Raw genomic sequence first — 21988 nt, 5'->3', positions numbered from 1 at the left:
CGCCGCGTGACACCACGCCACCTCGCACCACGTCACGCCACGTCTCGTCCGATCGGAGCAGCGCATGAGCCAGACCGCAGCCCTCCCGCTCAGCGGAACGCTCGACCGCCCGTTCCTGCGCGGTCGGCAGACCAGCCGCTCGGAGACGGTCGCCGCCTGGACGGTCGCGGTCGTCGCGGCCCTGCTGCTCGGCGCCGCGGTCCTGTTCCTCGCCGCCGGCGGTCGCTGGTTCGTCGTCGAGACCCCCTCCATGGGCGAGGCCGCCCCGGTCGGCACCCTCGTGCTCGACCTGCCGGTGGACGTCTCGACCCTGCACGTCGGGGACGTCGTGTCCTTCGAGACCGCGGCGAACCGGGGCGTCGTCTACACGCACCGCATCATCGCGATCGACGCCCACGGCGGGCTCCACACCCGCGGCGACATCAACGGCGCGACCGACCCGTGGACGCTCGGCCAGGCCGACGTGATCGGCTCGCCGGCGCTCCTCGTCCCGCACCTCGGCTGGCTCTTCCGCGCCGCGCCGATCCTGCTCATCGGCACCCTGCTCGTGTGGACCGTCACGAGCGTCTTCACCGACCGGGTCACCCGGAGCAGCCTGCGCATCGCCGGCGGCGCGCTCACCGCGTCGTACGCGGCGTTCGTCCTCAAGCCCTTCGTCAACGTGACGACGATCACGAACACGTCCAGCCCCGCCGGGGTCGAGGCGACCATCGTCTCCTCCGGTGTCTTCCCCGTCCGGGTCGAGGCGCACGGCGGCAACACCCTGCACCTCGTCGACGGGCAGGTCGGCCGCGTGGTCATCCACGAGCTCACGGAGAACGGGCACTACCAGATGGCGTCGAACATCGACCTCGACCCGGTCGGCTGGGCCGCGCTCATCGCCGTGTGCCTGGTCCCGCTCGTCCTCTGCCTGGCCGTCGGCCGCGTCGAGACGGTGCGTGCATCGTGACGGGCCTGCACGCCCTCCCGCGCGTCCGCCGTCGCCCGCTCGCGCTCCTGCGGCTGCGCCAGCCCGCGCTCCGGCGCCTGCGCGACGGCCGACTCGTCGCGGTGCTGCTCGTGGTGGCGCTCGCGGCCGTGGTGCTCCTCAACCAGTTCGCGCCGACCCGCTCGGCGTACAGCGCGGTCGTCACGGACTCCACGAACACCGCGGGCACGGCGCCGTACTTCACCTGCGCCGGTGCGGTCAGCGCGGACGCCTCCGGTGCGCTCTTCGCCTACCGGCTCGGCGAGGCCTCCGGCTCCCGGACCGCCGTCGACGCGTCCGGCAAGGCCGCGAACGGCACCTACCAGGGCAGCATGGTCGCGGCGACGCCGAACCCGAACGGGTGCGTCCGGGACACCGGGACCGCGTACGTGCTCAACGGCTCGACGAGCTTCGTGTCGACGCCCCGCGCGTACACCAACCCGACGACCTTCAGCGAAGAGGTCTGGTTCCGCACCACGGTCGCCGGCGGCCTGCTCATCGGCTTCGGCAGCAGCCAGACCGGGACCTCCGGCCAGCACGACCGCCAGACCTGGATCAACCCGTCAGGGCAGCTGGTCTTCGGCGCCTACAACGGGACGACGCAGACGATCACGTCGCCGCAGACCGTCACCGACGGCGGGTGGCACCACGTCGTGTCGACGATGTCGCCCGGGAACGGGATGCGGCTGTACCTGGACGGATCGCTCGTCGCGTCGAACGCCGCCTACACCCAGCCCGAGAACGCCACCGGGTACTTCAAGATCGGGTACGACACCATCGCGTACTGGCCCGGTTCGCCGTCCAACTACTCCTTCACCGGTTCGATGCGCTTCGCCGCCGTCTACGGCACGGAGCTGACCGCGGCGCAGGTCGCCGCGCACGCGGCAGCCGGACGCTGACACCGCGGCGTTCGCCGACCGGGCCGCGACCGGACGGGAGGCGCGTGGCCGGCCCGCCACGCGCTTCCCAACCGTCCGTCGCGCACCACCGCGGGCCGGTGCGCCGACCGGACAGCCGTCCCGCGGAAACTCCGTGTCTTCCGGGGCGGCGCGCGTACCAAGGACCCTCACCGATCCACACGGAGGGACCACGCATGAGCAAGGAAGCGAACGCCGCCACGCAGGAGACGCTCGGGGGCATCCTCGAGGCACGAGACTGGGGTCGGATGGCCGAGGCGTGGCACGAGGACGTCGTCGACCACGATCCCGCGCCGGGTCAGGCGCCTGGCCTGCAGGGGATCGTCGACTTCTGGCAGGAGTTCACGACCGCCTTCCCCGACGTCACGCTCGAGGCCGACCCGCTCGTCGTGACCGACGACTTCGTGACCGCGGTCTTCACGATCCGCGGGACCCACACCGGACCGTTCCAGGGGCACGAGCCGACCGGCCGCTCCTTCGAGGTCCGCGGCATCCAGGTGTCGAAGTTCGTCGACGGTCGCATCGCGGAGCGGTGGGGCTCGACGGACCAGCAGGGCATCGAGGAGCAGCTGCAGCTCGGAGCGTCCGACGTGCAGTTCGTCAGCAAGGACTGACGAGCACTCGGGTACGCTCGCGCTTGTGCGTCTCCGGGTCCTCCTCGCCTCCGTCCTCGTCGCTGCGACCCTGCCGGTGGTGCTCGGCGCGGGACCCGCGTCGGCGCACGACGTCCTGGTGTCCTCGGACCCCGCGGCGGACGCGTCCGTGTCCGGCGACCTGGACCGGGTGACCCTGACCCTGTCGGAGCCGCCGCTGTCCGGCCTGCAGAGCGGGATCGTGATCAGCGTGACCGACGCCGCCGGCAGCGAGCACGCGCGGGGGGACGTCAGCACCGACGGGAACACCATCGGCACCGCGGTGGACCTGACGGACGCCGGGGCGTACCAGGTGCGCTGGCGGAGCGTGTCCGTCGACGGGCACCCGATCTCGGGCGAGTACGCCTTCACGTCGACCGGGGCGACGGCGACGGCGCCGGCGCCGTCCGCGTCGGCGCCGTCTTCGTCGGCCACGGCCGGTACTCCCGCCGTCGGCCCGTCACCGTCGGCCACCGCCACGGAGGTCGCGGAGGCGCAGGCCCCCGCGGCGCACCAGCACGGCGCCGCCACGACGATCTGGCTGCTCGCCGGACTCGTCGTCGTCGCCCTGCTCGCCGTGCTCGTCACCCGCCTGGTGCAGCGCCGGCGCGGCCCGGCGCCCACCGCCGAGGACGACCGGTGACGGCAGCCGCCGCCCGCGCCGCGCTCGCCGCCCTCGCTGCGGACCCGGCCCCGATCGCCCCGGTCATGCCGACGACGGCCGACCCGCGCGCAGCGGCCGTGCTCATGCTCTTCGGCGAACTCGACCACGTCCCGAGCACCCGTCCGGCGCGGGCCGAGGCCGTGCACCGGGACCTCGACGTCCTGCTGCTCGCCCGTGCTTCGACGCTCCGATCGCACCCCGGCGAGGTCGCCTTCCCCGGCGGACGGCTCGACCCCGGCGACGCGGACGCCCCTGCAGCGGCACTGCGCGAAGCCCGCGAGGAGACCGGGCTCGACCCGGCGGGCGTCGAGGTCCTCGGGACCCTGCCCGCCGTCCCGCTCGCGCACTCGAACCACCTGGTGCGGCCGGTGCTCGGCTGGTGGCGCGCACCGTCGCCGGTGCGGGTCGTCGATGAACGGGAGTCCGCAGCGGTCTTCCGGACGCCCGTCGCCGACCTGCTCGACCCGGCGGTCCGCGGGGTGACGGTCCTGCGCCGCGACGGCAGGGAGTGGCGCGGGCCGGCGTTCGCGGTGCACTCGGAGCAGGGCGTCCACACGCTGTGGGGCTTCACCGCGATGCTGCTCGACGGGCTGTTCGACCGCCTCGGCTGGACCGAGCCGTGGGACCGGTCACGCGAGCTGCCGCTGCCGACGGAGCGCTGACCCGTGCTGTCGACCGTGCTCGCCGGCGTGCCGTGGGCGGCCTTCGTCGTCCTGGTCGCGGTGGTGGTCGTCGCACCGTTCGTCGGAGTGCTGCTCGCGCGGACGCCGCGGACAACGACGGTGCTGCTCGTGCTCGCGACGCTGGCGGTGCTCGGGCTGACGCTGTACCCGGACGGTGACCCCTCGCCGGCGGCGACGTGCTCGGTGGGGCTGCCGTACCTGTCGCCAACCGCCGCGGAGTCCGTCGCGAACGTGCTGCTGTTCGTGCCGCCGGCGTTCCTGGCCGGGATCCGCTGGCGGCACCCGCTGGTGGCCGTGGCGGCGGCGAGCGGACTGTCCGCTGGCATCGAGGCGCTGCAGGCCGTCGTGCTCGGCATCGGCCGGGCGTGCGACACCGGCGACTGGGTCACGAACACCATCGGTGCCGTGGTCGGCTGCCTCCTCGCGTTCGCCGCTCTGACCGTGGTCCGCCGCCGGTGCGCCCGTGGTCGTAGGGTCGTGGCATGACCGTCGTCGCGCTCGTGTTCGCCGCCCTCGCAGCGCTCCTGCACGTGTACATCTTCGCGCTCGAGTCCGTCCTCTGGACCACGCCCCGCGCCCGGAACACCTTCGGCACGACCGCCGAGGAAGCCCAGGCCACCCGGCAGCTCGCGCACAACCAGGGCTTCTACAACCTGTTCCTCGCGGTGCTCGCGATCGTCGGCGTCGTCGTGGTCGCCGCCGGCGGCACCGCGGTCGGTCTCACGCTCGTGGTCGCGGGCACGGCGAGCATGCTCGGGGCCGCCGTCGTGCTGTTCGCGAGCGACGCCTCGAAGCGCCGAGCGGCGAGCACCCAGGGGGCCTTCCCGCTCCTCGCGCTGCTGTCGCTCGGCGTCGCCGCACTCGTCTGAACGAGCGCAGCCAGGAGCACGAGCGCAGCCCGGGCGCCCCCGCTCAGTCCAGCGACGCGAGCAGCGCCTCGACCCGGCCCCGGATCTCGTCCCGTACCGGGCGCACCTGCTCGAGCGGCAGCCCGGCGGGGTCGGTGAGCGCCCAGTCCTCGTAGCGCTTCCCGGGGAACACCGGGCACGCGTCCCCGCACCCCATCGTCACGACGACGTCCGCCTGCCGCACGGCGTCGGTCGTCAGGACCGCCGGCTCGGCCCCGGCGATGTCGATGCCCTGCTCCGCCATCGCCTGCACCGCGACGGGGTTCAGCCGGTCCGCGGGCTCCGACCCGGCCGAGAACACGTCCACCCGGTCGCCCGCCAGGTGCCGCAACCACCCCGCGGCCATCTGGGAGCGGCCGGCGTTGTGGACGCAGACGAACAGGACGGCGGGCTTGGTGTCGGTCACGTGACCATCCTGCCGCGGAAGCGGCGGGGCGGGGGTGCACCGCGCCTCCAGGCAGGGGGGTGCGGTAGCGTCCGCGACGTGATCGTCTGGATCAACGGCACCCACGGGGCGGGCAAGACCACGACGGCGCGGCTGCTGCAGCCGCTCCTGCCGGACGCGCGCGTGCTCGACCCGGAGAAGATCGGCGAGGTCCTGATGGACGTGCGGCCGCCGCTGCCCGACCACGGTGACTTCCAGCACTGGGCCCCGTGGCGACCGCTCGTCGTCGAGACCGCGACCCGGCTGCTGGACCACGTCGGGGGCACGCTCGTGCTGCCGCAGACGGTCCTGGTCGAGGCGTACTGGCGGGAGATCGCGGACGGGTTCGCGGCGCGTCGGGTGCCGGTCCGGCACGTGGTCCTCGACGCCGACCAGGACACGCTGCGGGCGCGGATCGAGGGCGACACCGTCGTGGGCTACTCGCTCTTCCGGATGAGCCGGCTCGCGCCGTACGCCGAGGCGGCGCGCACCTGGCTGCACGACGCGGCCCAGGTCGTGTCGACGGTGGGGCGCGCACCGGAGGAGGTCGCGCGCGAGATCGCGCGCAGCGTCGCGGCGGGCTGAGCCGGTGGGCTGATCCGGCGGCTGACCCGTCGGTCCGTCGGTCCGTCGATCCGGCCGTCGGTCCGGCCGTCGGCCTGGAGGATCGGAGCCGGTCAGGTGGACACGGCCGGCTGGCAGCGTGGGCACCACCACACCCGCCGCGGTGGGGAGCCGACCACCTCGACGTCGTCCCGTGCCCGGACGCTCGTCCCGCAGCGGAGGCACGGTCGTCCCGCCCGGCCGACCACCCAGTGCCGCTCGCCGCGGCGGAGGACACCGGTCGTCACCTGGTACGCGTCCGGGACCGTCGCCGAGTGCCGGAGCATCCGCTGCGCCGTGTCCACCAGCGTCCAGACGTCGACGGTGCCGATCGGCCGGTCCGGGTGCAGGCCCCGGACGAAGCCGAGCTCGTTCGCCCAGAGGTTCCCGAGGCCGGCCACCCGACGTTGGTCGAGCAGGGCACGGCGCACCGGCAGGTCCGGGTCGGCGGTCAGGCGGCGGACGGCCTCGGCGCGGTCGAGGTCGTCGTGCAGCAGGTCCGGCCCGAGGTGCCCGACGGCGCGGTGCTCGTCGCGGGTCGGCAGCAGCTCGACCACGGGCAGGTCGAGGCCCCAGACGGTCCGGCCGTCCTCGAGGGCCATCCGCACCCGGGCCTGCTGCGCGGCGTGCACGGGGAGCCGGCGCCCTGCGGCGGTCACGGTCCACGAGCCGGTCATCCGCATGTGGGTGTGCAGCGTGGTGCCGTCGTCGAACCGGGTGAGCAGGTGCTTGCCGTGGGTCGCGTGCCCGGTGATCCGGCGGCCGGTCAGCGGGGTGCCGGTCGCGTCGCCCCCGCGGAGCTCGCCCGAGCGGACACGGGCGCCGTCGACCGCGCGGAGGCGTGCCGCGAGTCGGTGGACGGAGTCACCCTCGGGCATGCGGCGACGGTAGTCCCGGCCGCCGACACCGGGACCGCGTGCGGTGGGTCGGTTCGTCCTGCCCGTGATGGAGCAGAAGACGTCGGGTGCTCGACCGGCGCCCGACGTCTTCTGCTCCGCCGAGACGGCGGCGGGTCTCAGGCGGCGGTGGTCTGCGGGGTCCGGAGTGCCGGGCAGTGCTCCGGGGTGGGGTGCTCGGTGATCGCGATGACCTCGTCCAACCGGGCGCGCGCGGCCTCGAGCTCGGCGAGCTGCGCCGTGATCCGGTCCCGCTCGGCGACGAGCAGGGCGAAGGTCTCCGGCGTCGCCCGCCCCGCGTCGACGCAGGGCAGTAGCTGCACCACGGTCCGACTGGGCAGGCCGGCGGCGAAGAGCTGCTGGACCAGGCGCACCCGGTCGACCGACGACTCCGTGTAGGTGCGTTGACCGCCCGCCGTGCGGACCGCGGTCAGCAGGCCCTGCTCCTCGTAGTACCGCAGGGAGCGGACGCTCACCCCGGTCGCCGCCGCGAGGTCACCGATGCGCACGTCTTCTCCGATCCGGGCTTGCACCTGACACTGATGTGAGGTCTTAGCGTAGCCGAGCCGTCGCGGGAAGTGCCCGCCCGGCAGGAGGACACCATGGACATCGCCGGATCCGTCGCACTCGTCACGGGCTCGAACCGGGGCATCGGCCGCCGCTTCGTCGAACAGCTGCTCGAGCGCGGCGCGGCCAAGGTCTACGCGACCGCCCGCCGCCCCGAGCTGGTCGACGTCCCGGGCGTCGAGGTGCTGCCGCTCGACATCACCGACGAGGCATCGGTCGCCGCCGCGGCCGCTGCGGCCCCGGACGTCACCCTGCTCGTGAACAACGCGGGCATCGCCACGACCGGGTCGCTGCTGCGCGGGGACCTCGCCGACGCCCGCCGCGAGATGGACACGCACTACTGGGGCACGCTCTCGGTGCTGCGGGCGTTCGCGCCGGTGGTGGAGCGGAACGGCGGCGGGGCGATCGTCAACGTGCTGTCCGCCCTGTCGTGGTTCGTGTACCCGGGGTCCGGGGCGTACGCGGCCGCGAAGGCCGCGGAGTGGAACCTCACCAACGCGGTCCGGCTCGAGCTCGTCGGCTCGGGCGTCACCGTGCAGGGGCTGCACCTCGGGGCGGCGGACACCGACATCATGGCCGGGTACGAGGGACCGATGATCGACCCGGCCGAGGTCGCACGGGCGTCCCTGGACGGCGTCGAGCGCGGCGTCGCCGAGGTCCTGGTCGACGAGTGGAGCCGGGGCGTCAAGGCGTCACTGCAGCACGAGCCGGAGGCGTTCTACCAGCAGTTCGCCTGAGCACGAGCCGGCCGAGCCCCGCCCGGCCGAGCCCCCGTCGGCCGGCGGTGCCTCCGGCACCGCTTCCGGCACCGCGGAGTCAGGTCACCAGCGGTGCGAGCACGTCGACGACCAGATCGGGACGGGTGACGAACGGGTGGTGCCCGGTCGGGAGCTCGACCACGTCCGAGGCCCGGGCGGCGTGCTCGCGCTGCAGCCCGGGGGTGGTGCTTCGGTCCTCGGTGCAGACGACCGCCGTCGAGGGGACGTCCGCCCAACCGGCCCGGGTGGTCGGCGTCCCGAAGGCGGCGGCCGCCTGCGTCGTGGTCCGGGCGAACGCCTCGCGCTGGGTCGCCGTGTCCCCGTCCTGCAGGAAGCGTGCGCCGAACGTGTCGACGTCGTACCCGTCGAGGGCGATGCGGCCGTCATCGACACGGATCGCCACCGGATCGGGCTCCGCGCCCATGATCGAGCCCTGCGTCGCCCCGACCGGCGGCGTGTAGCTCGACACCAGGACCACGTGCCGGACGGCCGGGTGGGTGCCGGCCTCGGCGATGACCGTCCCGCCGTACGAGTGCCCCACGAGGACGACGTCCCGGTGGGCGTCGAGCACGGCGCGGAGGGCGGCGGCGTCGGCGGCCAGGTCGGCGTCGGGGCTCCCGGCGTCGGGGCTGCCGGCGTCGGGGGTGCCGGGCACCTCACCGCAGGACGGCAGGGCGACGGCGACGCTCGCAGCCCCCGTGCGCTCGTGGAGCAGGTCGGCGGTGGGCTGCCACCACCATGCACCGTCGCGGACGAGGGCACCGTGGACGAAGACGACGGTCGCGGTCATGGAGCCGAAGGTAGGCACCCGCCTCGGCCGTCGTCCGGTCCGTTCGCTGACAGCGACCGAGCGGGGGTCGACCCCGTCGACCCCGTCAGCCGCGCAGGAAGTCCGCGATCGGGGTCGCGCCGTCGTTGAAGCGGATCGTCCGACCGGCCGTCGAGGGGTCCTCGAGCACGTCCGCCACCACGTGCGCGACGTCCGCGCGTGCCACCTGCGACGACGAACCGTCCCAGTCGACCCGGCCCGTGGACTCGTCGTCGGTCAGCGTGCTCGGCGCCACCACGGTCCACTGCAGGTCGGAGTCGCGCAGCACGGCGTCGGCGATCATCTTCGACTGGGCGTACGCGAAGAAGTCCTGGTCCTGCGGGATCCCGTGGTCGAGCTGCGACCCGGACCACGAGACCATCACGTACCGGTCGACCCCGGCGCGTGCCGCGGCCTGGACCGAGAGCACCGCGGCGTCGCGGTCGATCGCCCACGTCCGGTCCACTGACCCGCCGCCCGCTCCGGCCGACCACAGGACGGCGTCGTGCCCGCGGACCAGGTCCTCGAGATCGGTGAGGGATTGCTGCTGCACGTCGGCGATGCGGGGTTCCCCGCCGTGGGCACGGACGTCACCCTCCTGCTCCGGGTTGCGGATGACGGAGGTGACGCGGTGGCCCCGGTCGGTGAGGATGCGGGTCGCGAGGAGGGCGACCTTGCCGTGGCCGCCGAACAGGATGATGTCGCTCATGCCGCGGACGGTACGCGGACCGGCTCCGAGCGACCCGCACCGCGTGGTCCCCCGCAGGCCGTGCGCCCCGTCGTCAGTCGGTGGAGGTGCGCCGCCGCAGGCGCCGACGGACCGACGACCACGGCCCGGCCGCCGGGGTCCGTTCGCTCGGCGCCTCGACCTCGAGCCCGTAGTGCTCGCCGATGCGTTCGAGCAGGACCTCGCGCTCCGCCCGGTCGTACACGCGTCGCTCCCGCCGGAACGCGATCACGAGCGACCAGCACGTCAGCAGGAGCACGACGCTGAAGGGCAGCGCGGTCGTGATCGCCGCCGTCTTGAGCGCGTCGAGCCCACCGGTCAGGAGCAGCGCCACCGCGAGCAACGCCGTCACGAGCGCGAAGAACACGCGCAGCCGGTTCCGTGGCTCGAGCTGCCCGCCCGACGCGATCATCGCCATCACGAGCGACCCGGAGTCCGACGAGGTCACGAAGAAGATCCCGATCAGGATGATCGCCCCGAACGTCAGGACGACACCGGCCGGCAGGTCGCGGAGCAGCGTGAAGAGCGACCCCTCGACGTCGACGGAGCCGTCCGCACCGACGAGTCCCCCGGCACCGGAGACCTCGCGGTGGATGGCCGCGCCGCCCATCACCGCGAACCACAGGAAGGTCAGGAGCGTCGGGACGAGCAGGACGCCGAACACGAACTCACGGACCGTCCGGCCCTTCGACACCCGGGCGATGAAGATGCCGACGAACGGCGCCCACGACATCCACCAGCCCCAGTAGAATGTCGTCCAGGCGCCCTGCCACTCCTCGCCCGCGGAGCCCTGCTGGGCGGTGACGTTGAAGGACAGCCCGACGACGTTCTGCAGGTACGCGCCGATGGACTGCACGAAGTCGCGGAGCAGGTACTGCGTCGGTCCGACGACGAGCACGAAGACCAGGAGCGCGGCGGCGAGCAGCAGGTTGAGGTTGGACAGGATCTTCATGCCCTTCGCCACCCCGGTGACGAGCGAGACGATCGTCAGGGCGGTGATCACGGCGATGATCGCGATCTGGCTGACGGTGGTGCTCTCCGCGATGCCGGCGCTCTCGAGCCCGGCGCCGATCTGCAGCACGCCGAGGCCGAGCGACGTCGCGACGCCGAACAGCGTGCCGATGAGTGCGACGACGTCGATGACGTTGCCCCAGCCGCCGCGTACCCGTCGACCGAGGAGCGGCTCGAGCGCCCACCGGATCGACACCGGACGGCCGCGGCGGTGGATCGCGTAGGCCAGGGCCATCCCGAGCACGACGTAGATCGCCCAGGCGTGCAGCCCCCAGTGCAGGAAGGTCTGCGTCATGGCCTCCTGTGCCAGGTGCTGTTCCGACCCGGAGACCCCGGGGCGCGGCGAGGCGAAGTGGCTGAGCGGCTCCGAGACGCCGTAGAACACGAGTCCGATGCCCATCCCCGCCGCGAAGAGCAGCGAGAACCACGACCGGGTCGAGAACTCCGGTTCGTCCCGGTCCTTGCCGAGCTTGATGTCCCCGAACCGGCTGAAGCCGACGAAGAGCGCGAACGCGACGAAGAACGCCGCAGCGAGGACGTAGTACCAGCTGAAGTTCCGGACGATGCCGCGCTGCAGGGTGGCGAACACCGCCTAGGCCGATGCGGGAGCGACGAGCGTCCACCCCACGAACCCGAGCACGAGCACGGCGGCGGGCCAGAACACCCACCGGGCGACCCCGGTCGGCGGTGGCGTGGTGGTCGCAGGGTCAGCGGCGGGTGGTCTCGTCGTTGCCATCGGCCCATCGTGCCCGCCCGGCCTGCTCCCTGTCTGGATGCACAGGGAACGAACGCGCGGCGACGCGCGAGTACCGTCCGACGGGACACGACAGGAGCGTCATGAGCAAGCAGCAGCACGAGCAGCACACCCTCGTCCGGAGCCTCGCCCTCGGGGTCCTGAGCGGCGGACGGAGCAGCACCCCGCTGGCCGTCCTCGCCCTGAACCACGACAACAGGGCCGTCAAGGGTGACTGGCAGCAGTGGAAGGCGTTCAGCACGCCCCTCGGCCGCGGGCTCCTCGTCGCGTCCGCGATCGGCGAGCTCATCGGCGACAAGTCCCCGAAGGCCCCCGCCCGCATCTCCCCGATGGGCCTGGTCGGCCGCATCGCCGCCGGCGCGTTCGCCGGTGCCGCGCTCGGCACGACCGGTCGTCGCGACCTGCGCCTCGAGGGTGCGGTCCTCGGCGGCGTCGGCGCGGTCGTCGGCAGCTTCGTCGGCTGGGCCGCCCGGAAGTCGCTCAGCGGTGCCGGTCTGCCGGACGCCGTCGGCGCGCTCGCCGAGGACGCCGCCGTCATCGCCGGCTCGGTCCAGGCCGTCCGCAGCGCCTGAACGCTGCTCGCCCGTCGGGCGGGAGGCGCGTGGCGGACCCCGCCCCGCGCCTCCCGCCCGTCCCGCGGAGCACGGACAGGGCCTGTCGGGGCCGACCCGACGCGCCTAGCGTGAGCACCATGCGCATCGTCGTCATCGGGGCCACCGGCCACATCGGCACGTTCCTCGTCCCCCGTCTCGTCCGCGCCGGCCACGAGGTCGTGGCCGTGTCGCGGGGCACCAGCACCCCGTACGCCGACACCCCGGAGTGGACGCGCGTCGAACGCGTCGTCGCGGACCGGGAGCAGGAGGACCGCGACGGCACCTTCGGCGACCGGGTCGCGGCGCTCGCCGCGGACGCCGTCGTCGACCTCGTCTGCTTCACCGTCGAGAGCGCCGGACAGCTCGTCCGCGCGCTGCGCGGCAGCCGCACGCACCTGGTGCACTGCGGCTCGATCTGGCGGGCCGGCGTCTCGCACGTCCTGCCGATCACCGAGGCGACGATGACCCCGCCGTTCGGCGAGTACGGCGTCCGGAAGGACGCGATCGCACGGCTCCTGCAGGAAGAAACCGCCTCTGGTGGTGTCTTCACGACGTCCGTCCACCCAGGGCACATCAGCGGACCGGGGTGGATGCCGATCGGCCCGCTCGGCAACCTCGACCCGTCCGTCGTCACGAGACTGACCCGGGGCGAGACCGTCGAGGTGCCCGGCCTCGGTGCGGAGGCGATGGCCCACGTGCACGCCGACGACGTCGCCCAGCTGTTCCAGCTGGCGGTCGAGCAGCGTGACGCCGCGTCCGGCGGCGCCTTCTTCGCGACGGCTCCGACCGCGCTCACCGTGCGCGGGTACGCCCAGCTGGTCGCGTCGTGGGGAGGCCGGGAGGCACGGCTCGAGTCCGTCTCGTGGGACCGGTTCCGCGAGGTCACGGCTCCCGATCACGCCGACGCGAGCTGGCAGCACCTGTCGCGGAGCCAGGTGTTCAGCACCGCCGAGGCGGAGCGGGTGCTCGGCTACGCGCCGGCGTGGACGGCCTCGGAGACGGTGCGGGACGCGCTGCGGTGGCAGGTCGAGCACGGTGGGCTCGAGGTCGCGGCCGGGACCACGATCTGACGTCGGCTTCTCCCGTGGTGGAGCAGAAGACGTCGGGTCGCCCGGGCGCGCCCGACGTACTCTGCTCCATCGTGGGCGAGGGTGCGCACCCGACGGCGGTCGGGCTGACCGGTCCGCGTCAGTCGAGCTCGCGGAGCGGCACCGAGAGGATGCGGTCGTCGCCGTCCCGCGGGTCGCCGCGGCCGTCGGTGTTGTTCGTGACGAACCAGAGCGTGTCGTCGGGACCGGCGAGCACCGTACGGATCCGTCCGAACTCGCCGGCGAAGGACACCGTCGACGTCGTGGGTTCGGCGACCGGCACGGCCCGGACGGACTCGCCGCGCAGGTTCGCGACGTACACGGTGTCACCGATCACGGCGAGGCCGCTCGGCGACGCGTCGTCGGTCGCCCACTGCTGCACGGGGTCGACGAAGCCGCGGTCCTCGCCGCCGACGCCCTCGACCTCGGGCCAGCCGTGGTTCTCCCCCGCGACGATGACGTTGAGCTCGTCCCAGGCGTCCTGCCCGAACTCCGCGGCGAACATCGTGCCGTCGGCCGCCCAGCCCATGCCCTGCACGTTGCGGTGGCCGAGCGACCACACCGGTGAGCCCGGGAACGGGTTGTCGTCCGGCACCGCACCGTCCGGCGTCACACGGAGGATCTTGCCGGCGAGGGAGTCCCGGTCCTGCGCCGCCGGTCGGTCCCCGGCGTCCCCGACGCTCACGTAGAGCATGCCGTCCGGGCCGAACGCGATCCGGCCACCGTCGTGGAACGTGTTCCGGGGCAGGCCGTCGAGCACGGTGGTGGCGTCGCCGAGCCGGTACGAGCCGGTGTCGCCGGTCAGCGAGAAGCGCTGCACGCGGTTGCCGTCGTCGGCGGTCGAGTAGACGAACAGGTCGCCGTCGTGCAGGGCGAGCCCGAGCAGTCCCCCTTCGCCGCCGTGCCGGACGCCGGGGACGGTGCCGACCTCGCGGGTGGAGCCGTCCGCCCGCAGTTCGAGCACCCGGGCGGAGTCGCGCTCGCTGATGAGCGCGTCGCCGGAGTCGCCGACGGGGACGACCGACCACGGAGCGTCGAGTCCGGTCACGACCTCGGTCGTCGCCGCCGCGGTCGCCGGGCTGGTCCGGGACGGGACGCTGCTCGAGCCGGACGTGCCGGTCCCACCGGTGCCGTCAGGATCGCCGTCCGAGCAGGCGACGAGCGCCAGGGCTGCAGCCGCCGCGAGCCCGACCGCGGACCACGACCGACGGGCACGGCCGACGGACCGACGTCCGGACTCACGTCCGGCGCGGCCTCCGGCGGAGCGAGCGCTGCGGGTCGTGCGGGTGCTGCGGGTGGTGTCCACGGTGATCCTCCCGGTTCGTCCCCCGAGTCCACACGACGCAGGCGGGAAAGCCCTGAGGGTTCCTGGCCGTGCCTCCCAGGACGCGGGACGTCGGCCTACCGTCGGGCGCACACCACCTCCGGAAGGACCACCCATGACCACCATCGCCATCGTCGGCGCCGGCAAGGGCCTCGGCGCCGCGGTCGCCGAGCGCTTCGGACGCGAGGGCTTCGCCGTCGCCCTGATCTCGCGCAACCAGGACCGTCTCGACTCCCTCGCGGCACAGCTCGGCGAGTCCGGCGTGACCGCGAAGGGCTTCGCCGCGAACGTCCGGGACGGGGACTCGCTCCGTGCCGCGCTCGAGGCGGCCACGGAGCAGCTCGGCCCGATCGAGGTCCTGCAGTACAGCCCGCTGCCGGCGAAGGAGTACATGCGACCGGTCCTCGAGACGACCGCCGAGGACCTGGTCGGCCCGGTCGAGTTCTCGGTCTACGGCTCGGTGAACGCCGTCCGTCAGGTGCTCCCCGGCATGCGTGCGCTCGGCACCGGCACGATCCTGTTCGTCAACGGGGGCAGCGCGGTCCGTCCGGGCGCCCGCGTGACCGGCACGTCCGTCGCCTTCGCGGGCGAGAGCGCCTACGCGCAGCTCCTGCACGACGCCGTGGCCGAGGAGCACGTGCACGTCGGCCAGCTCATCATCCCGTTCGGCATCGACGACGGGCAGGACGCGCACTCGTCGGCGGCCGTCGCCGAGCAGCTCTGGACGATCCACTCCGAGCGCGGCGACTTCCGGACGTACGCGGAACCCCTGCCCGAGTGACCCCGGGCCGGGCCGACAGTCCGGTCCGGGTCAGGCGGCGGTGCGGGATATGGCGGCGGCCATCGCCCGCGCGACGCCCTGGTTCGCCTCGGCCGTCGGGTGGATGCCGTCCGGCGACGTGCCCGGCTTGTACGCGCCGTCGGCGGCACGCAGCGCCGTGAACGGGTCGACGAACGCCCACCCGTGCTCCGCCGCGTCGGTGCGCAGGGCGTCGGTGAGCACGATCTGACCGGTCCGACGGTCGGCGCCCCACCGGCTGTGGGTCCAGTCCGACGGCGGCCCGGCGACGACCAGGACGCGCTGCGCCCCGACCTTCCGGACGATCGCCCCGACGTTCGCGATCGTCGTCGCGGTCGGGACGGCCTGGTTGACGTCGTTCGTGCCGACCTCGACGACCAGGACCCGGGCGCTCGGCACGGGACCGATCTGCTGCAGCACCTGGTCGGCGCGGTACCCGCTGTGCGCGTAGCCGCCGACGGCGTGCAGCTCGTCGTCGGTCTCGAGCTGGTGCAGCCAGGAGTCCGGCCGTGCCGTGATCGAGTCGCCCGCGTAGGCGAACGGCACCGCTCCCGGCAGTGCGGGGGTGTCGAGCGCACCGGTCACGAACTGGTCGGGCGTCCGCGGGTCCGGCAGCGCGGTACCGGCGCGGTGTTCGGCGACGGCCGCCACGGGGCGGTCCTCGGCGCTCGCGGTGCGCGGCGTGGTGGTGACGAGGACGCCTGCGGTGACGAGGCAGGCTGCGGAGACGATGCTCGCCACGAGGACGAGCCGGCGGGTGCGGGACACGGGTACGAGCTTCTCCGGTGATCGGGGTGCGGGCCAGTCCCCCGAGCTGGGGAACGCGCGTTCTGGCTGAGGGTCCTCGCTGCCGTTCACAGGATCGCGGCCGGCGTCTCGACGAGGCGGTCGGCCCAGGTCGGTCGCGCGGCCACGGTGGTGCTGACGAGCACACCGGCGCCGTCCCCGGCCAGGCGACGGAGCAATCGTACGACGGTCGCGTCCCGCGGTTCGTCGGCGAGCACGAGCACCGGCGACCCGGCGATGTTCCGCGCGACGGTGACGAGCCGCTGCTCGGCCGCGGTCAGGTCGTCGGGGAGCGTGTCCGAGGGAGCGGTCACCCCGACCCGGGCGAGGGCGGTCGTCGCAGCGGCGATCGCTTCGTGGGTGTCCCACCCGTCGAGCTCGAGGGGCAGCGCGGTGTTCTCGAGCACCGTCAGCGACGGGACGAGGCGGTGGTCGGTGCACACCGTCCCGACCAGCCGTCGTCGGAGCGCCGTCGCCTCGGCGACGGCCAGACCGTCGAGCGTGCGGTCGCCGATGCGCGGCGCGTTCCGGACCGACGTCATCACCGCGGAAGCGCCGTCCCCCGTGATGGCGACCACCTCACCCGCGTCGACTCGCAGGACAGAACCACCATGGGTGGTCACCGCGACGATCGTCGCGGTCTGCCGCCGCCCCGTCCCGACGAACATGCCGCTGCCGGCATGCTTCGTCGCCGCACCCTGTGCCCCCACGTCGTCCCCCCGGTTCCGTCCAACGGACGAGACCAGTGTGCACCGGCCCCGCGTCCGCATGCGAGCGCCGTTGCCGAGTCGTGATGCAACGGACGGGAGGCGCGGTGCCAGCTGGCACCGCGCCTCCCGTCCGGTGGGTGGTCGCGTCCGCGACCCGCCCGCTCAGCCGTGCAGCTTCGACAGCTCCGCGAACTCGTCGTCGGTGAGCTCGATCGTCGCGCCCTGCAGGTTGTCCTCGAGGTGGTCGACGCTCGACGTCCCGGGGATCGGCAGCATGACCGGCGAGCGCTTGAGCAGCCACGCCAGTGCGAGCTGCGCCGGGGTCGCGCCCTTGCGCTCGGCGATCTCGGTCAGCGGGGAGTCCTCGCCCGTCAGGCCGCCGGTCGCGAGCGGGAACCACGGGATGAAGCCGATGCCCTGCTGCTCGGACCAGTCGAGGAGCTCCTCGGCGTCGCGCTTCTGCAGGTTGTACAGGTTCTGGACGGAGACGATCGTCGCGACCTCCTGGGCGGCCTTGACCTCGTCGACCGACACCTCGGACAGGCCGATGTGCCGGATCTTGCCCTCGTCCTGGAGCTTCTTGAGCTCGCCGACCTGGTCCTCGAGCGGGACCTTCGGGTCGATGCGGTGCAGCTGGAACAGGTCGATGCGCTCGAGGCCCAGGCGGCGGAGGCTCATCTCGGCCTCCTGACGCAGGTACTCCGGGCGGCCGACCGGCGGCCACTCGTTCGGGCCGGTGCGGGTGAGGCCGGCCTTCGTCGCGATGACGACGTCGTCGCCGTACGGGTGCAGCGCCTCGCGGAGCAGGTCCTCGGCGACGTAGGGGCCGTAGGAGTCGGCGGTGTCGAAGAAGTCGACGCCGAGCTCGACGGCGCGCTTGAGGACGCGGATCGCCTCGTCGTGGTCCTTCGGCGGGCCCCAGACGCCGGGTCCGGTGAGCTGCATGGTGCCGTAGCCGAGGCGGTGGACCTCGAGGTCGCCGCCGATGCGGAACGTGCCCGAGGCGGCGGCAGGACGGTTCGTGGTGTCGGTACCGGTGGTCATGTCCCCGGTCTACGCCGTGACCGTGTCCCGTCCCTGAGCCGGTGTCCCCCGCGGGTACGGGGTCTCGCCGCGGGACAGCCCGCCGACGAGCTTCGCGATGCGGTTCGCCCGCGCCGTGTCGCTCGGCGCCGTCACCACCCGGTGCAGCACGGCGTACCGGTTCGTGGCGTCGAGATCGGCGAACAGGGCGGCCGCGGTGGGCTCGGCGTCGAGGGCCGCACGGAGGTCGTCCGGCACGGTGACGGTCGCGGCGCCGGCGTAGGCCCGGTCCCACCGGCCGTCGGCCCGGGCGCGGTCGATCTCGGCCTGCCCGCGGGGGCGCATGCGACCGGACTCGGTCAGGGCCGCCACGAGGCCGATGTTGCGCTGCGACCAGAGCGAGGCGCGGCGACGTGGGGTGAAGCGCTGCCGGAAGGTCCCGGCGTCCCGCCCGCGCTTCTGCCCGTCGATCCACCCGGAGCAGAGCGCCTCGTCGAGGGCCTGGTCGTACGTCAGCGTCGTCGGTTCGGTCGTGCCCTTTTTCGCGAGCACGAGCCAGACGCCGTCCGGGTCGTCCTCGTGCTCGTCGAGCCACGACCGCCACGCGGCGGCGTCCGGGAGCACCAGGTCCTCGTCGTCCATCCGGTCATCGTAGGACGGCGGTCATCGTCTGACGGCGGTCACACCCAGTGCGGCTGGTCGAACACCCCGTCCGGGTCCGCCTGCTCCGCGATCCGGTGCAGCCGCGAGGTGTTCACGTCGAAGTACGCCGTGGGGTCGGTGATCGCCGCGTCGCAGTAGTTCGCGTACGCGCCGTCACCCCACGCCGGGGTCATCGCCTGCCGGAAGTCACGGACGTACGCGTCGAACGGTGCCGGGTCCGCGCCGTCGGCGAACACCGCCGTGTACTGCACGGTCATCAGGGCGTCCCGCCACGGGAACGCCGAGTCCGTCCGCCCGACGTCGGCCACGACGCCGCCGAGCGCGTCGAGCGAGGCCCCGCCCTCCCGGTTCCCGGCGACGTCCCCGGCCGCCGCGGCCCGTCGGACGAGCACGTCGACCTGGTCGTCGGTGAGCTTCCGGCCGCCGATGGACGACGTCGCGGCCTCGGACACGCGCTGCGGCGCCCCGGCGAGTCGCACCATGGCGTCGCCGTAGGACAGCTCGTCGGCGGTGTGCGACGTCGGCGTGGCGCCGGTGGCGGCGATGAACCCGTCGACGGAGGCGTCCGCCCCGGTCTTCGCGCCGGTCCACACGCCGGTGACGGTGACCGTCGGGGCGGTGTGCCTGGTGCCGTTCAGGAGCTTGAGGGTCGACCAGAGCTGCGGGTCGGCGACCGGCGCCCAGTCCTGCCACGCCCGCACCACCGCGGCCGCGGCAGACCAGGGGAACACGATGCTGAACAGCAGCACGTCCGGAGCGGGCTGCGTCCGGAAGGTCATCGACGTGACGACCCCGACCGTCCCGCCGCCACCGCCCCGGCACGCCCAGAACAGGTCCGGCTCGGCGGTCGCGGAGACCTGGTGCACGGCGCCGTCGGGCGTCACGAGCGTCACCCCCGTGAGCTGGTCGCACGTCAGGCCGAACGACCGGACCAGGACGCCCACCCCGCCGCCGAGCGTCAGTCCGCCGATGCCGACGGTCGGGCACGACCCGGCGCCGATCGCCCGCCCGGCCCGGGCCAAGGCCGCGTACACGTCGGCCAGCCGGGCTCCCGGACCGATCGTCGCGGTGTCCCCGTCGACGCGGACGGCGTCCAGGTCCTGCGTGCTGACCACGAGCGAGCGGGGGACGTCGGTCCCGGGCGCACCGCCGGCGGACCAGCCCGTGTACGAGTGCCCGCCGGCCCGGAGCGCGACCGGCGTGCGGGTGTTCCGGGCGAAGGCGAGCGCGGCCTGCACGTCGGGGACGCCAGCGATGCGGAGCACCGCCTGCGGGTCGGCGTCGTCGTAGCGGGGGTTCTGCAGCTTCCGTGCGGCGTCCCACCCGGACGACCCGGAGCGCAGGAGCGTCCCGGTGACGGCCGCGGCCAGGGCGTCCCACGAGTCCGGCCCTCCGGCGGCGGTCGGGGTCGGCGGGGTCGGCGTGGACGGTGCGCCCGAGGACGACGCGGACCCGGATGCGGACGGGCTCGGTGCCGGCCCCGGCCGCGAGCACGCGGCGAGCACCCCGACCAGACCGAGTCCGACCCCGCCGGCCAGCACCGTACGTCGACCCGGCGTCCCGCTCCCCCGTCGCTCCTGCACCCGACCTTCCTACGCCGAGGCGCCCCGGGCCGTGCGGGTCGGCGCCGCGCTGCTGATCCGCACCGCGTCCGCCCACGCGTGCACCCAGTCGGGCAGGGTGAGGTCCCGCGGCGCCCCGCCGGCCGCGGCGACGAGGTCCTCGGGCGTGACCGTGCCGCCGGTCCGACGGAGGAACCGGGCCTGCACGACCGCCCGCGCGACGACCGATCCCCGCCGCTCGAAGGTCTGCTCGATGTACACGGCGCGGTCGTCGACGCCGAGCACCCGGGTGACGAGGGTGAAGCGCTGCCCCAGCGTCAGCGACCGCTTGTAGGTGATCGTCTGCGCCGCGACCACGGCGTACCAGCCGCGCCTCGAGGCCTCGTGCCAGAAGCCGGACCGCGTGAGCAGGTCGTACCGACCGAGGTCGAGCATCGACAGGTACTTGCCGTTGTTCACGTGCCGCAAGGGGTCGAGGTCGGTGAGCGCGACCCGGAACGGCGTCCGTCCCTCGTCCCAGAGCGAAGGCCGTCGGCCCGAGCGGAGTCCCGCGAGACGGATGCGCACGGTCAGCAGGAACAGCCGCAGGTACAGGTTCACGGGCACGATCGAACCACAGCCCGGCGCCGACACGACAGACCGGCCAGGACGCGTGGGACGAGCTGGCTCAGCCGAGCGGGCCGCCCCCGGCACCGCTGATGCCCGGGTGCGCGGACTTGGCCTGCCCCTCGACGATTGCGTGCGCCGCCGAGGCCTGGGACATGGCCCGCTCCCCGATGCGCGGGTCGACCGGCTCCAGGTGCGCGAGCGTCCGTCGACGGCGCACGTTCTGCAGCTCGAGCACGACGAGCAGCGCGGCGATGGCCACGGCCACCCCGATGACGATCCCGATGACCACCACGGTGTCCCCCTCCGGTCGCACGGACCCTGTCCGTCCCCGCAGCCTAGCCCCGTCGGTGCCTCCCGCACAGGGGGTCGGCAGGAGTAGACCTGCACCCATGCAGACACACACGCTCGCAGACCTGGAGGTCGGCGCCGTCGGCCTCGGCACCATGGGCATGAGCGCCTTCTACACGGGCGCCGGCACCGACGACGACGAGTCGATCCGCACCATCCACCGCGCGATCGACCTCGGCGTCACACTGATCGACACCGCCGAGATGTACGGCCCGTACACGAACGAGGTCCTCGTCGGGAAGGCCCTGCAGGGTCGCCGCGACGACGTCGTCCTCGCCACGAAGTTCGGTCTCGTCGAGCACGTCCCCGGCGAGACCCAGCCGAGCACCGACCGCAAGCTCACGAGCGCACCGGAGTCCGTCCGCGAGGCGCTCGAGGGCTCGCTCCGCCGCCTCGGCACCGACCACATCGACCTCTGGTACCAGCACCGCGTCGACCCGGAGGTCCCGATCGAGGACGTCGTCGGCCAGCTCGCCGGCTTCGTGCAGGAGGGCAAGATCCGCCACTACGGCCTGTCCGAGGCAGGGTCCGAGACCATCCGCAAGGCCCACGCCGTGCACCCGGTGACCGCCGTCCAGAGCGAGTACTCGCTGTGGACCCGCGATCCCGAGGACGACGTGCTCGGCACCCTCCGCGAGCTCGGCATCGGCCTGGTCGCGTACTCGCCCCTCGGCCGCGGCTTCCTGACCGGTGCGATCACGAAGCCGTCCGACCTGGACGCCGACGACTTCCGCCGCGACAACCCCCGCTTCCAGCAGGAAGCGTTCGAGCAGAACGTCCGCATCGTCGACGAGGTCAAGGCCGTCGCGTCCGAGGTCGGTGGCACCCCGGCGCAGGTCGCGCTCGCGTGGCTCCTCGCCCAGGGCACCGACGTCGTCCCGATCCCCGGAACGAAGCGGGTCTCCCGCCTCGAGGAGAACGTCGGCGCCGCCGACCTGACCCTCTCGGAGTCCCAGCTGCAGCGCCTGTCCTCGCTGCCGGTCCCGACCGGCGACCGCTACCCCGACATGTCGAGCATCGGTCGCTGACGCGACCACAGGACGGACGGGAGGCCCGTGGCGGATCCGCCACGGGCCTCCCGTCCGTTCCGTCCCCATCTGTGGAACGCGCGTTCCGGCGCGCGGTCGCGTGATCCGGGCGACCCACCGCCGACACGGCACGGAA

General features: G+C 73.7%; 28 protein-coding genes. 13 read left to right on the top strand and 15 right to left on the bottom strand.

Going from position 1 to position 21988, the window contains the following annotated elements:
- Positions 1 to 64 precede the first annotated feature (64 nt).
- From FB462_RS00710 to FB462_RS00680, 7 genes are all read left to right on the top strand, one after another.
- The gene (locus FB462_RS00710; protein ID WP_141859512.1) at positions 65 to 949 is read left to right on the top strand and encodes a S26 family signal peptidase; all 885 of its coding nucleotides are present in this window, start codon (positions 65 to 67) and stop codon (positions 947 to 949) included.
- Positions 946 to 1866 carry a LamG domain-containing protein gene (locus FB462_RS00705; RefSeq protein WP_229666847.1) on the top strand — a complete coding sequence of 307 codons (921 nt, stop codon included), beginning with the start codon at positions 946 to 948 and terminating at the stop codon, positions 1864 to 1866. Before FB462_RS00710 ends, FB462_RS00705 begins: the two co-directional genes overlap by 4 nt.
- Positions 1867 to 2060: 194 nt before the next feature.
- On the top strand, positions 2061 to 2498 hold the full coding sequence (locus tag FB462_RS00700; protein ID WP_141859510.1) for an ester cyclase: 438 nt from the start codon (positions 2061 to 2063) through the stop codon (positions 2496 to 2498).
- A gap of 25 nt (positions 2499 to 2523) precedes the next feature.
- A complete protein-coding gene (locus tag FB462_RS00695; RefSeq protein ID WP_141859508.1) occupies positions 2524 to 3159 on the top strand; it encodes a copper resistance CopC family protein in 636 nt (211 codons plus the stop codon).
- A 65-nt stretch (positions 3160 to 3224) separates the two neighbouring features.
- Positions 3225 to 3842: an NUDIX hydrolase gene (locus FB462_RS00690; RefSeq protein ID WP_114849525.1), complete on the top strand. Its 618-nt coding sequence runs from the start codon at positions 3225 to 3227 to the stop codon at positions 3840 to 3842.
- A gap of 3 nt (positions 3843 to 3845) precedes the next feature.
- Entirely contained in the window at positions 3846 to 4349 is a 504-nt protein-coding gene (locus FB462_RS00685; protein WP_141859506.1) for a VanZ family protein, read from the top strand.
- Positions 4346 to 4732, top strand: a complete 387-nt coding sequence (locus FB462_RS00680; RefSeq protein ID WP_141859504.1) for a DUF1304 domain-containing protein — start codon at positions 4346 to 4348, stop codon at positions 4730 to 4732. The genes FB462_RS00685 and FB462_RS00680 overlap by 4 nt, the downstream gene beginning before the upstream one ends.
- A 43-nt stretch (positions 4733 to 4775) precedes the next feature.
- On the opposite strand, the gene FB462_RS00675 is transcribed toward FB462_RS00680, so the two are convergent.
- Positions 4776 to 5177, bottom strand: coding sequence for an arsenate reductase ArsC (locus FB462_RS00675; protein WP_058740639.1), 402 nt, complete (start codon positions 5175 to 5177; stop codon positions 4776 to 4778).
- A 78-nt stretch (positions 5178 to 5255) separates the two neighbouring features.
- On the opposite strand from FB462_RS00675, the gene FB462_RS00670 reads away from it, so the two are divergent.
- Entirely contained in the window at positions 5256 to 5780 is a 525-nt protein-coding gene (locus FB462_RS00670) for an AAA family ATPase (RefSeq protein WP_114849249.1), read from the top strand.
- A gap of 92 nt (positions 5781 to 5872) precedes the next feature.
- On the opposite strand, the gene FB462_RS00665 is transcribed toward FB462_RS00670, so the two are convergent.
- Both FB462_RS00665 and FB462_RS00660 read right to left on the bottom strand, forming a co-directional pair.
- Entirely contained in the window at positions 5873 to 6676 is an 804-nt protein-coding gene (locus tag FB462_RS00665) for a DNA-formamidopyrimidine glycosylase family protein (RefSeq protein ID WP_141859502.1), read from the bottom strand.
- Positions 6677 to 6813: 137 nt separating this feature from the next.
- Entirely contained in the window at positions 6814 to 7203 is a 390-nt protein-coding gene (locus tag FB462_RS00660) for a MerR family transcriptional regulator (protein WP_141859500.1), read from the bottom strand.
- Positions 7204 to 7296: 93 nt separating this feature from the next.
- On the opposite strand from FB462_RS00660, the gene FB462_RS00655 reads away from it, so the two are divergent.
- Positions 7297 to 7998, top strand: a complete 702-nt coding sequence (locus FB462_RS00655; RefSeq protein WP_141859498.1) for an SDR family oxidoreductase — start codon at positions 7297 to 7299, stop codon at positions 7996 to 7998.
- A gap of 79 nt (positions 7999 to 8077) precedes the next feature.
- Here FB462_RS00655 and FB462_RS00650 read toward each other — a convergent pair whose 3' ends face one another.
- The 4 genes from FB462_RS00650 to FB462_RS17875 form a co-directional block, all read right to left on the bottom strand.
- A complete protein-coding gene (locus tag FB462_RS00650) occupies positions 8078 to 8809 on the bottom strand; it encodes an alpha/beta hydrolase (RefSeq protein ID WP_141859496.1) in 732 nt (243 codons plus the stop codon).
- Positions 8810 to 8894: 85 nt separating this feature from the next.
- Complete coding sequence (locus FB462_RS00645; RefSeq protein ID WP_141859494.1) at positions 8895 to 9536, bottom strand: SDR family oxidoreductase; 642 nt, start codon at positions 9534 to 9536, stop codon at positions 8895 to 8897.
- A 73-nt stretch (positions 9537 to 9609) separates the two neighbouring features.
- Positions 9610 to 11154, bottom strand: coding sequence for a BCCT family transporter (locus tag FB462_RS00640; protein ID WP_373286851.1), 1545 nt, complete (start codon positions 11152 to 11154; stop codon positions 9610 to 9612).
- Between the two features lie 3 nt (positions 11155 to 11157).
- On the bottom strand, positions 11158 to 11301 hold the full coding sequence (locus FB462_RS17875; protein WP_373286850.1) for a hypothetical protein: 144 nt from the start codon (positions 11299 to 11301) through the stop codon (positions 11158 to 11160).
- Between the two features lie 101 nt (positions 11302 to 11402).
- Between FB462_RS17875 and FB462_RS00635 the strand changes: the two genes are divergently transcribed.
- Entirely contained in the window at positions 11403 to 11891 is a 489-nt protein-coding gene (locus FB462_RS00635; protein ID WP_167509952.1) for a DUF4126 family protein, read from the top strand.
- 119 nt (positions 11892 to 12010) lie between these two features.
- Entirely contained in the window at positions 12011 to 12982 is a 972-nt protein-coding gene (locus FB462_RS00630) for an NAD-dependent epimerase/dehydratase family protein (protein WP_141859490.1), read from the top strand.
- A 118-nt stretch (positions 12983 to 13100) separates the two neighbouring features.
- Here FB462_RS00630 and FB462_RS00625 read toward each other — a convergent pair whose 3' ends face one another.
- Positions 13101 to 14306, bottom strand: coding sequence for a PQQ-dependent sugar dehydrogenase (locus FB462_RS00625; protein ID WP_229666846.1), 1206 nt, complete (start codon positions 14304 to 14306; stop codon positions 13101 to 13103).
- Between the two features lie 133 nt (positions 14307 to 14439).
- Here FB462_RS00625 and FB462_RS00620 point away from each other — a divergent pair, with 133 nt between their 5' ends.
- Positions 14440 to 15105 (top strand): SDR family NAD(P)-dependent oxidoreductase, encoded by a 666-nt coding sequence (locus FB462_RS00620; protein WP_141859485.1) that lies wholly within the window; start codon positions 14440 to 14442, stop codon positions 15103 to 15105.
- A gap of 30 nt (positions 15106 to 15135) precedes the next feature.
- On the opposite strand, the gene FB462_RS00615 is transcribed toward FB462_RS00620, so the two are convergent.
- The 7 genes from FB462_RS00615 to FB462_RS00585 all read right to left on the bottom strand — a co-directional run bounded on the left by FB462_RS00615 (position 15136) and on the right by FB462_RS00585 (position 20789).
- Positions 15136 to 15891 (bottom strand): SGNH/GDSL hydrolase family protein, encoded by a 756-nt coding sequence (locus FB462_RS00615; protein WP_167509951.1) that lies wholly within the window; start codon positions 15889 to 15891, stop codon positions 15136 to 15138.
- 86 nt (positions 15892 to 15977) lie between these two features.
- The gene (locus FB462_RS00610; RefSeq protein ID WP_147281397.1) at positions 15978 to 16619 is read right to left on the bottom strand and encodes an ATP-binding cassette domain-containing protein; all 642 of its coding nucleotides are present in this window, start codon (positions 16617 to 16619) and stop codon (positions 15978 to 15980) included.
- 162 nt (positions 16620 to 16781) lie between these two features.
- A complete protein-coding gene (locus tag FB462_RS00605) occupies positions 16782 to 17663 on the bottom strand; it encodes an aldo/keto reductase (protein WP_058740627.1) in 882 nt (293 codons plus the stop codon).
- 9 nt (positions 17664 to 17672) lie between these two features.
- A complete protein-coding gene (locus FB462_RS00600; protein ID WP_141859479.1) occupies positions 17673 to 18284 on the bottom strand; it encodes a YdeI/OmpD-associated family protein in 612 nt (203 codons plus the stop codon).
- 38 nt (positions 18285 to 18322) lie between these two features.
- Positions 18323 to 19888 (bottom strand): FAD-binding oxidoreductase, encoded by a 1566-nt coding sequence (locus FB462_RS00595; RefSeq protein ID WP_141859477.1) that lies wholly within the window; start codon positions 19886 to 19888, stop codon positions 18323 to 18325.
- Between the two features lie 9 nt (positions 19889 to 19897).
- Positions 19898 to 20467, bottom strand: coding sequence for an acyl-CoA thioesterase (locus FB462_RS00590; RefSeq protein ID WP_114849259.1), 570 nt, complete (start codon positions 20465 to 20467; stop codon positions 19898 to 19900).
- A gap of 67 nt (positions 20468 to 20534) precedes the next feature.
- Positions 20535 to 20789, bottom strand: coding sequence for a hypothetical protein (locus tag FB462_RS00585; RefSeq protein ID WP_114849260.1), 255 nt, complete (start codon positions 20787 to 20789; stop codon positions 20535 to 20537).
- A 76-nt stretch (positions 20790 to 20865) separates the two neighbouring features.
- Here FB462_RS00585 and FB462_RS00580 point away from each other — a divergent pair, with 76 nt between their 5' ends.
- The gene (locus FB462_RS00580) at positions 20866 to 21852 is read left to right on the top strand and encodes an aldo/keto reductase (protein WP_141859473.1); all 987 of its coding nucleotides are present in this window, start codon (positions 20866 to 20868) and stop codon (positions 21850 to 21852) included.
- The last annotated feature ends 136 nt before the right edge of the window (positions 21853 to 21988 follow it).

Origin of the sequence: Curtobacterium citreum, assembly GCF_006715175.1 — a bacterium.
Classification (GTDB): Bacteria; Actinomycetota; Actinomycetes; order Actinomycetales; family Microbacteriaceae; genus Curtobacterium; species Curtobacterium citreum.
The sequence above is the reverse complement of the archived record's forward strand: the minus strand, read 5'-3'. Positions and strand labels throughout refer to the sequence as shown.

What these genes read in the sequence shown, in the direction of transcription:
- FB462_RS00710 (WP_141859512.1), top strand. Translation starts at nt 65, where the DNA reads ATGAGCCAGACCGCAGCCCTCCCGCTCAGCGGAACGCTCGACCGCCCG.
- FB462_RS00700 (WP_141859510.1), top strand. Translation starts at nt 2,061, where the DNA reads ATGAGCAAGGAAGCGAACGCCGCCACGCAGGAGACGCTCGGGGGCATC.
- FB462_RS00690 (WP_114849525.1), top strand. Translation starts at nt 3,225, where the DNA reads ATGCCGACGACGGCCGACCCGCGCGCAGCGGCCGTGCTCATGCTCTTC.
- FB462_RS00680 (WP_141859504.1), top strand. Translation starts at nt 4,346, where the DNA reads ATGACCGTCGTCGCGCTCGTGTTCGCCGCCCTCGCAGCGCTCCTGCAC.
- FB462_RS00665 (WP_141859502.1), bottom strand. Translation starts at nt 6,676, where the DNA reads ATGCCCGAGGGTGACTCCGTCCACCGACTCGCGGCACGCCTCCGCGCG.
- FB462_RS00655 (WP_141859498.1), top strand. Translation starts at nt 7,297, where the DNA reads ATGGACATCGCCGGATCCGTCGCACTCGTCACGGGCTCGAACCGGGGC.
- FB462_RS00650 (WP_141859496.1), bottom strand. Translation starts at nt 8,809, where the DNA reads ATGACCGCGACCGTCGTCTTCGTCCACGGTGCCCTCGTCCGCGACGGT.
- FB462_RS00645 (WP_141859494.1), bottom strand. Translation starts at nt 9,536, where the DNA reads ATGAGCGACATCATCCTGTTCGGCGGCCACGGCAAGGTCGCCCTCCTC.
- FB462_RS17875 (WP_373286850.1), bottom strand. Translation starts at nt 11,301, where the DNA reads ATGGCAACGACGAGACCACCCGCCGCTGACCCTGCGACCACCACGCCA.
- FB462_RS00635 (WP_167509952.1), top strand. Translation starts at nt 11,403, where the DNA reads ATGAGCAAGCAGCAGCACGAGCAGCACACCCTCGTCCGGAGCCTCGCC.
- FB462_RS00630 (WP_141859490.1), top strand. Translation starts at nt 12,011, where the DNA reads ATGCGCATCGTCGTCATCGGGGCCACCGGCCACATCGGCACGTTCCTC.
- FB462_RS00620 (WP_141859485.1), top strand. Translation starts at nt 14,440, where the DNA reads ATGACCACCATCGCCATCGTCGGCGCCGGCAAGGGCCTCGGCGCCGCG.
- FB462_RS00605 (WP_058740627.1), bottom strand. Translation starts at nt 17,663, where the DNA reads ATGACCACCGGTACCGACACCACGAACCGTCCTGCCGCCGCCTCGGGC.
- FB462_RS00600 (WP_141859479.1), bottom strand. Translation starts at nt 18,284, where the DNA reads ATGGACGACGAGGACCTGGTGCTCCCGGACGCCGCCGCGTGGCGGTCG.
- FB462_RS00580 (WP_141859473.1), top strand. Translation starts at nt 20,866, where the DNA reads ATGCAGACACACACGCTCGCAGACCTGGAGGTCGGCGCCGTCGGCCTC.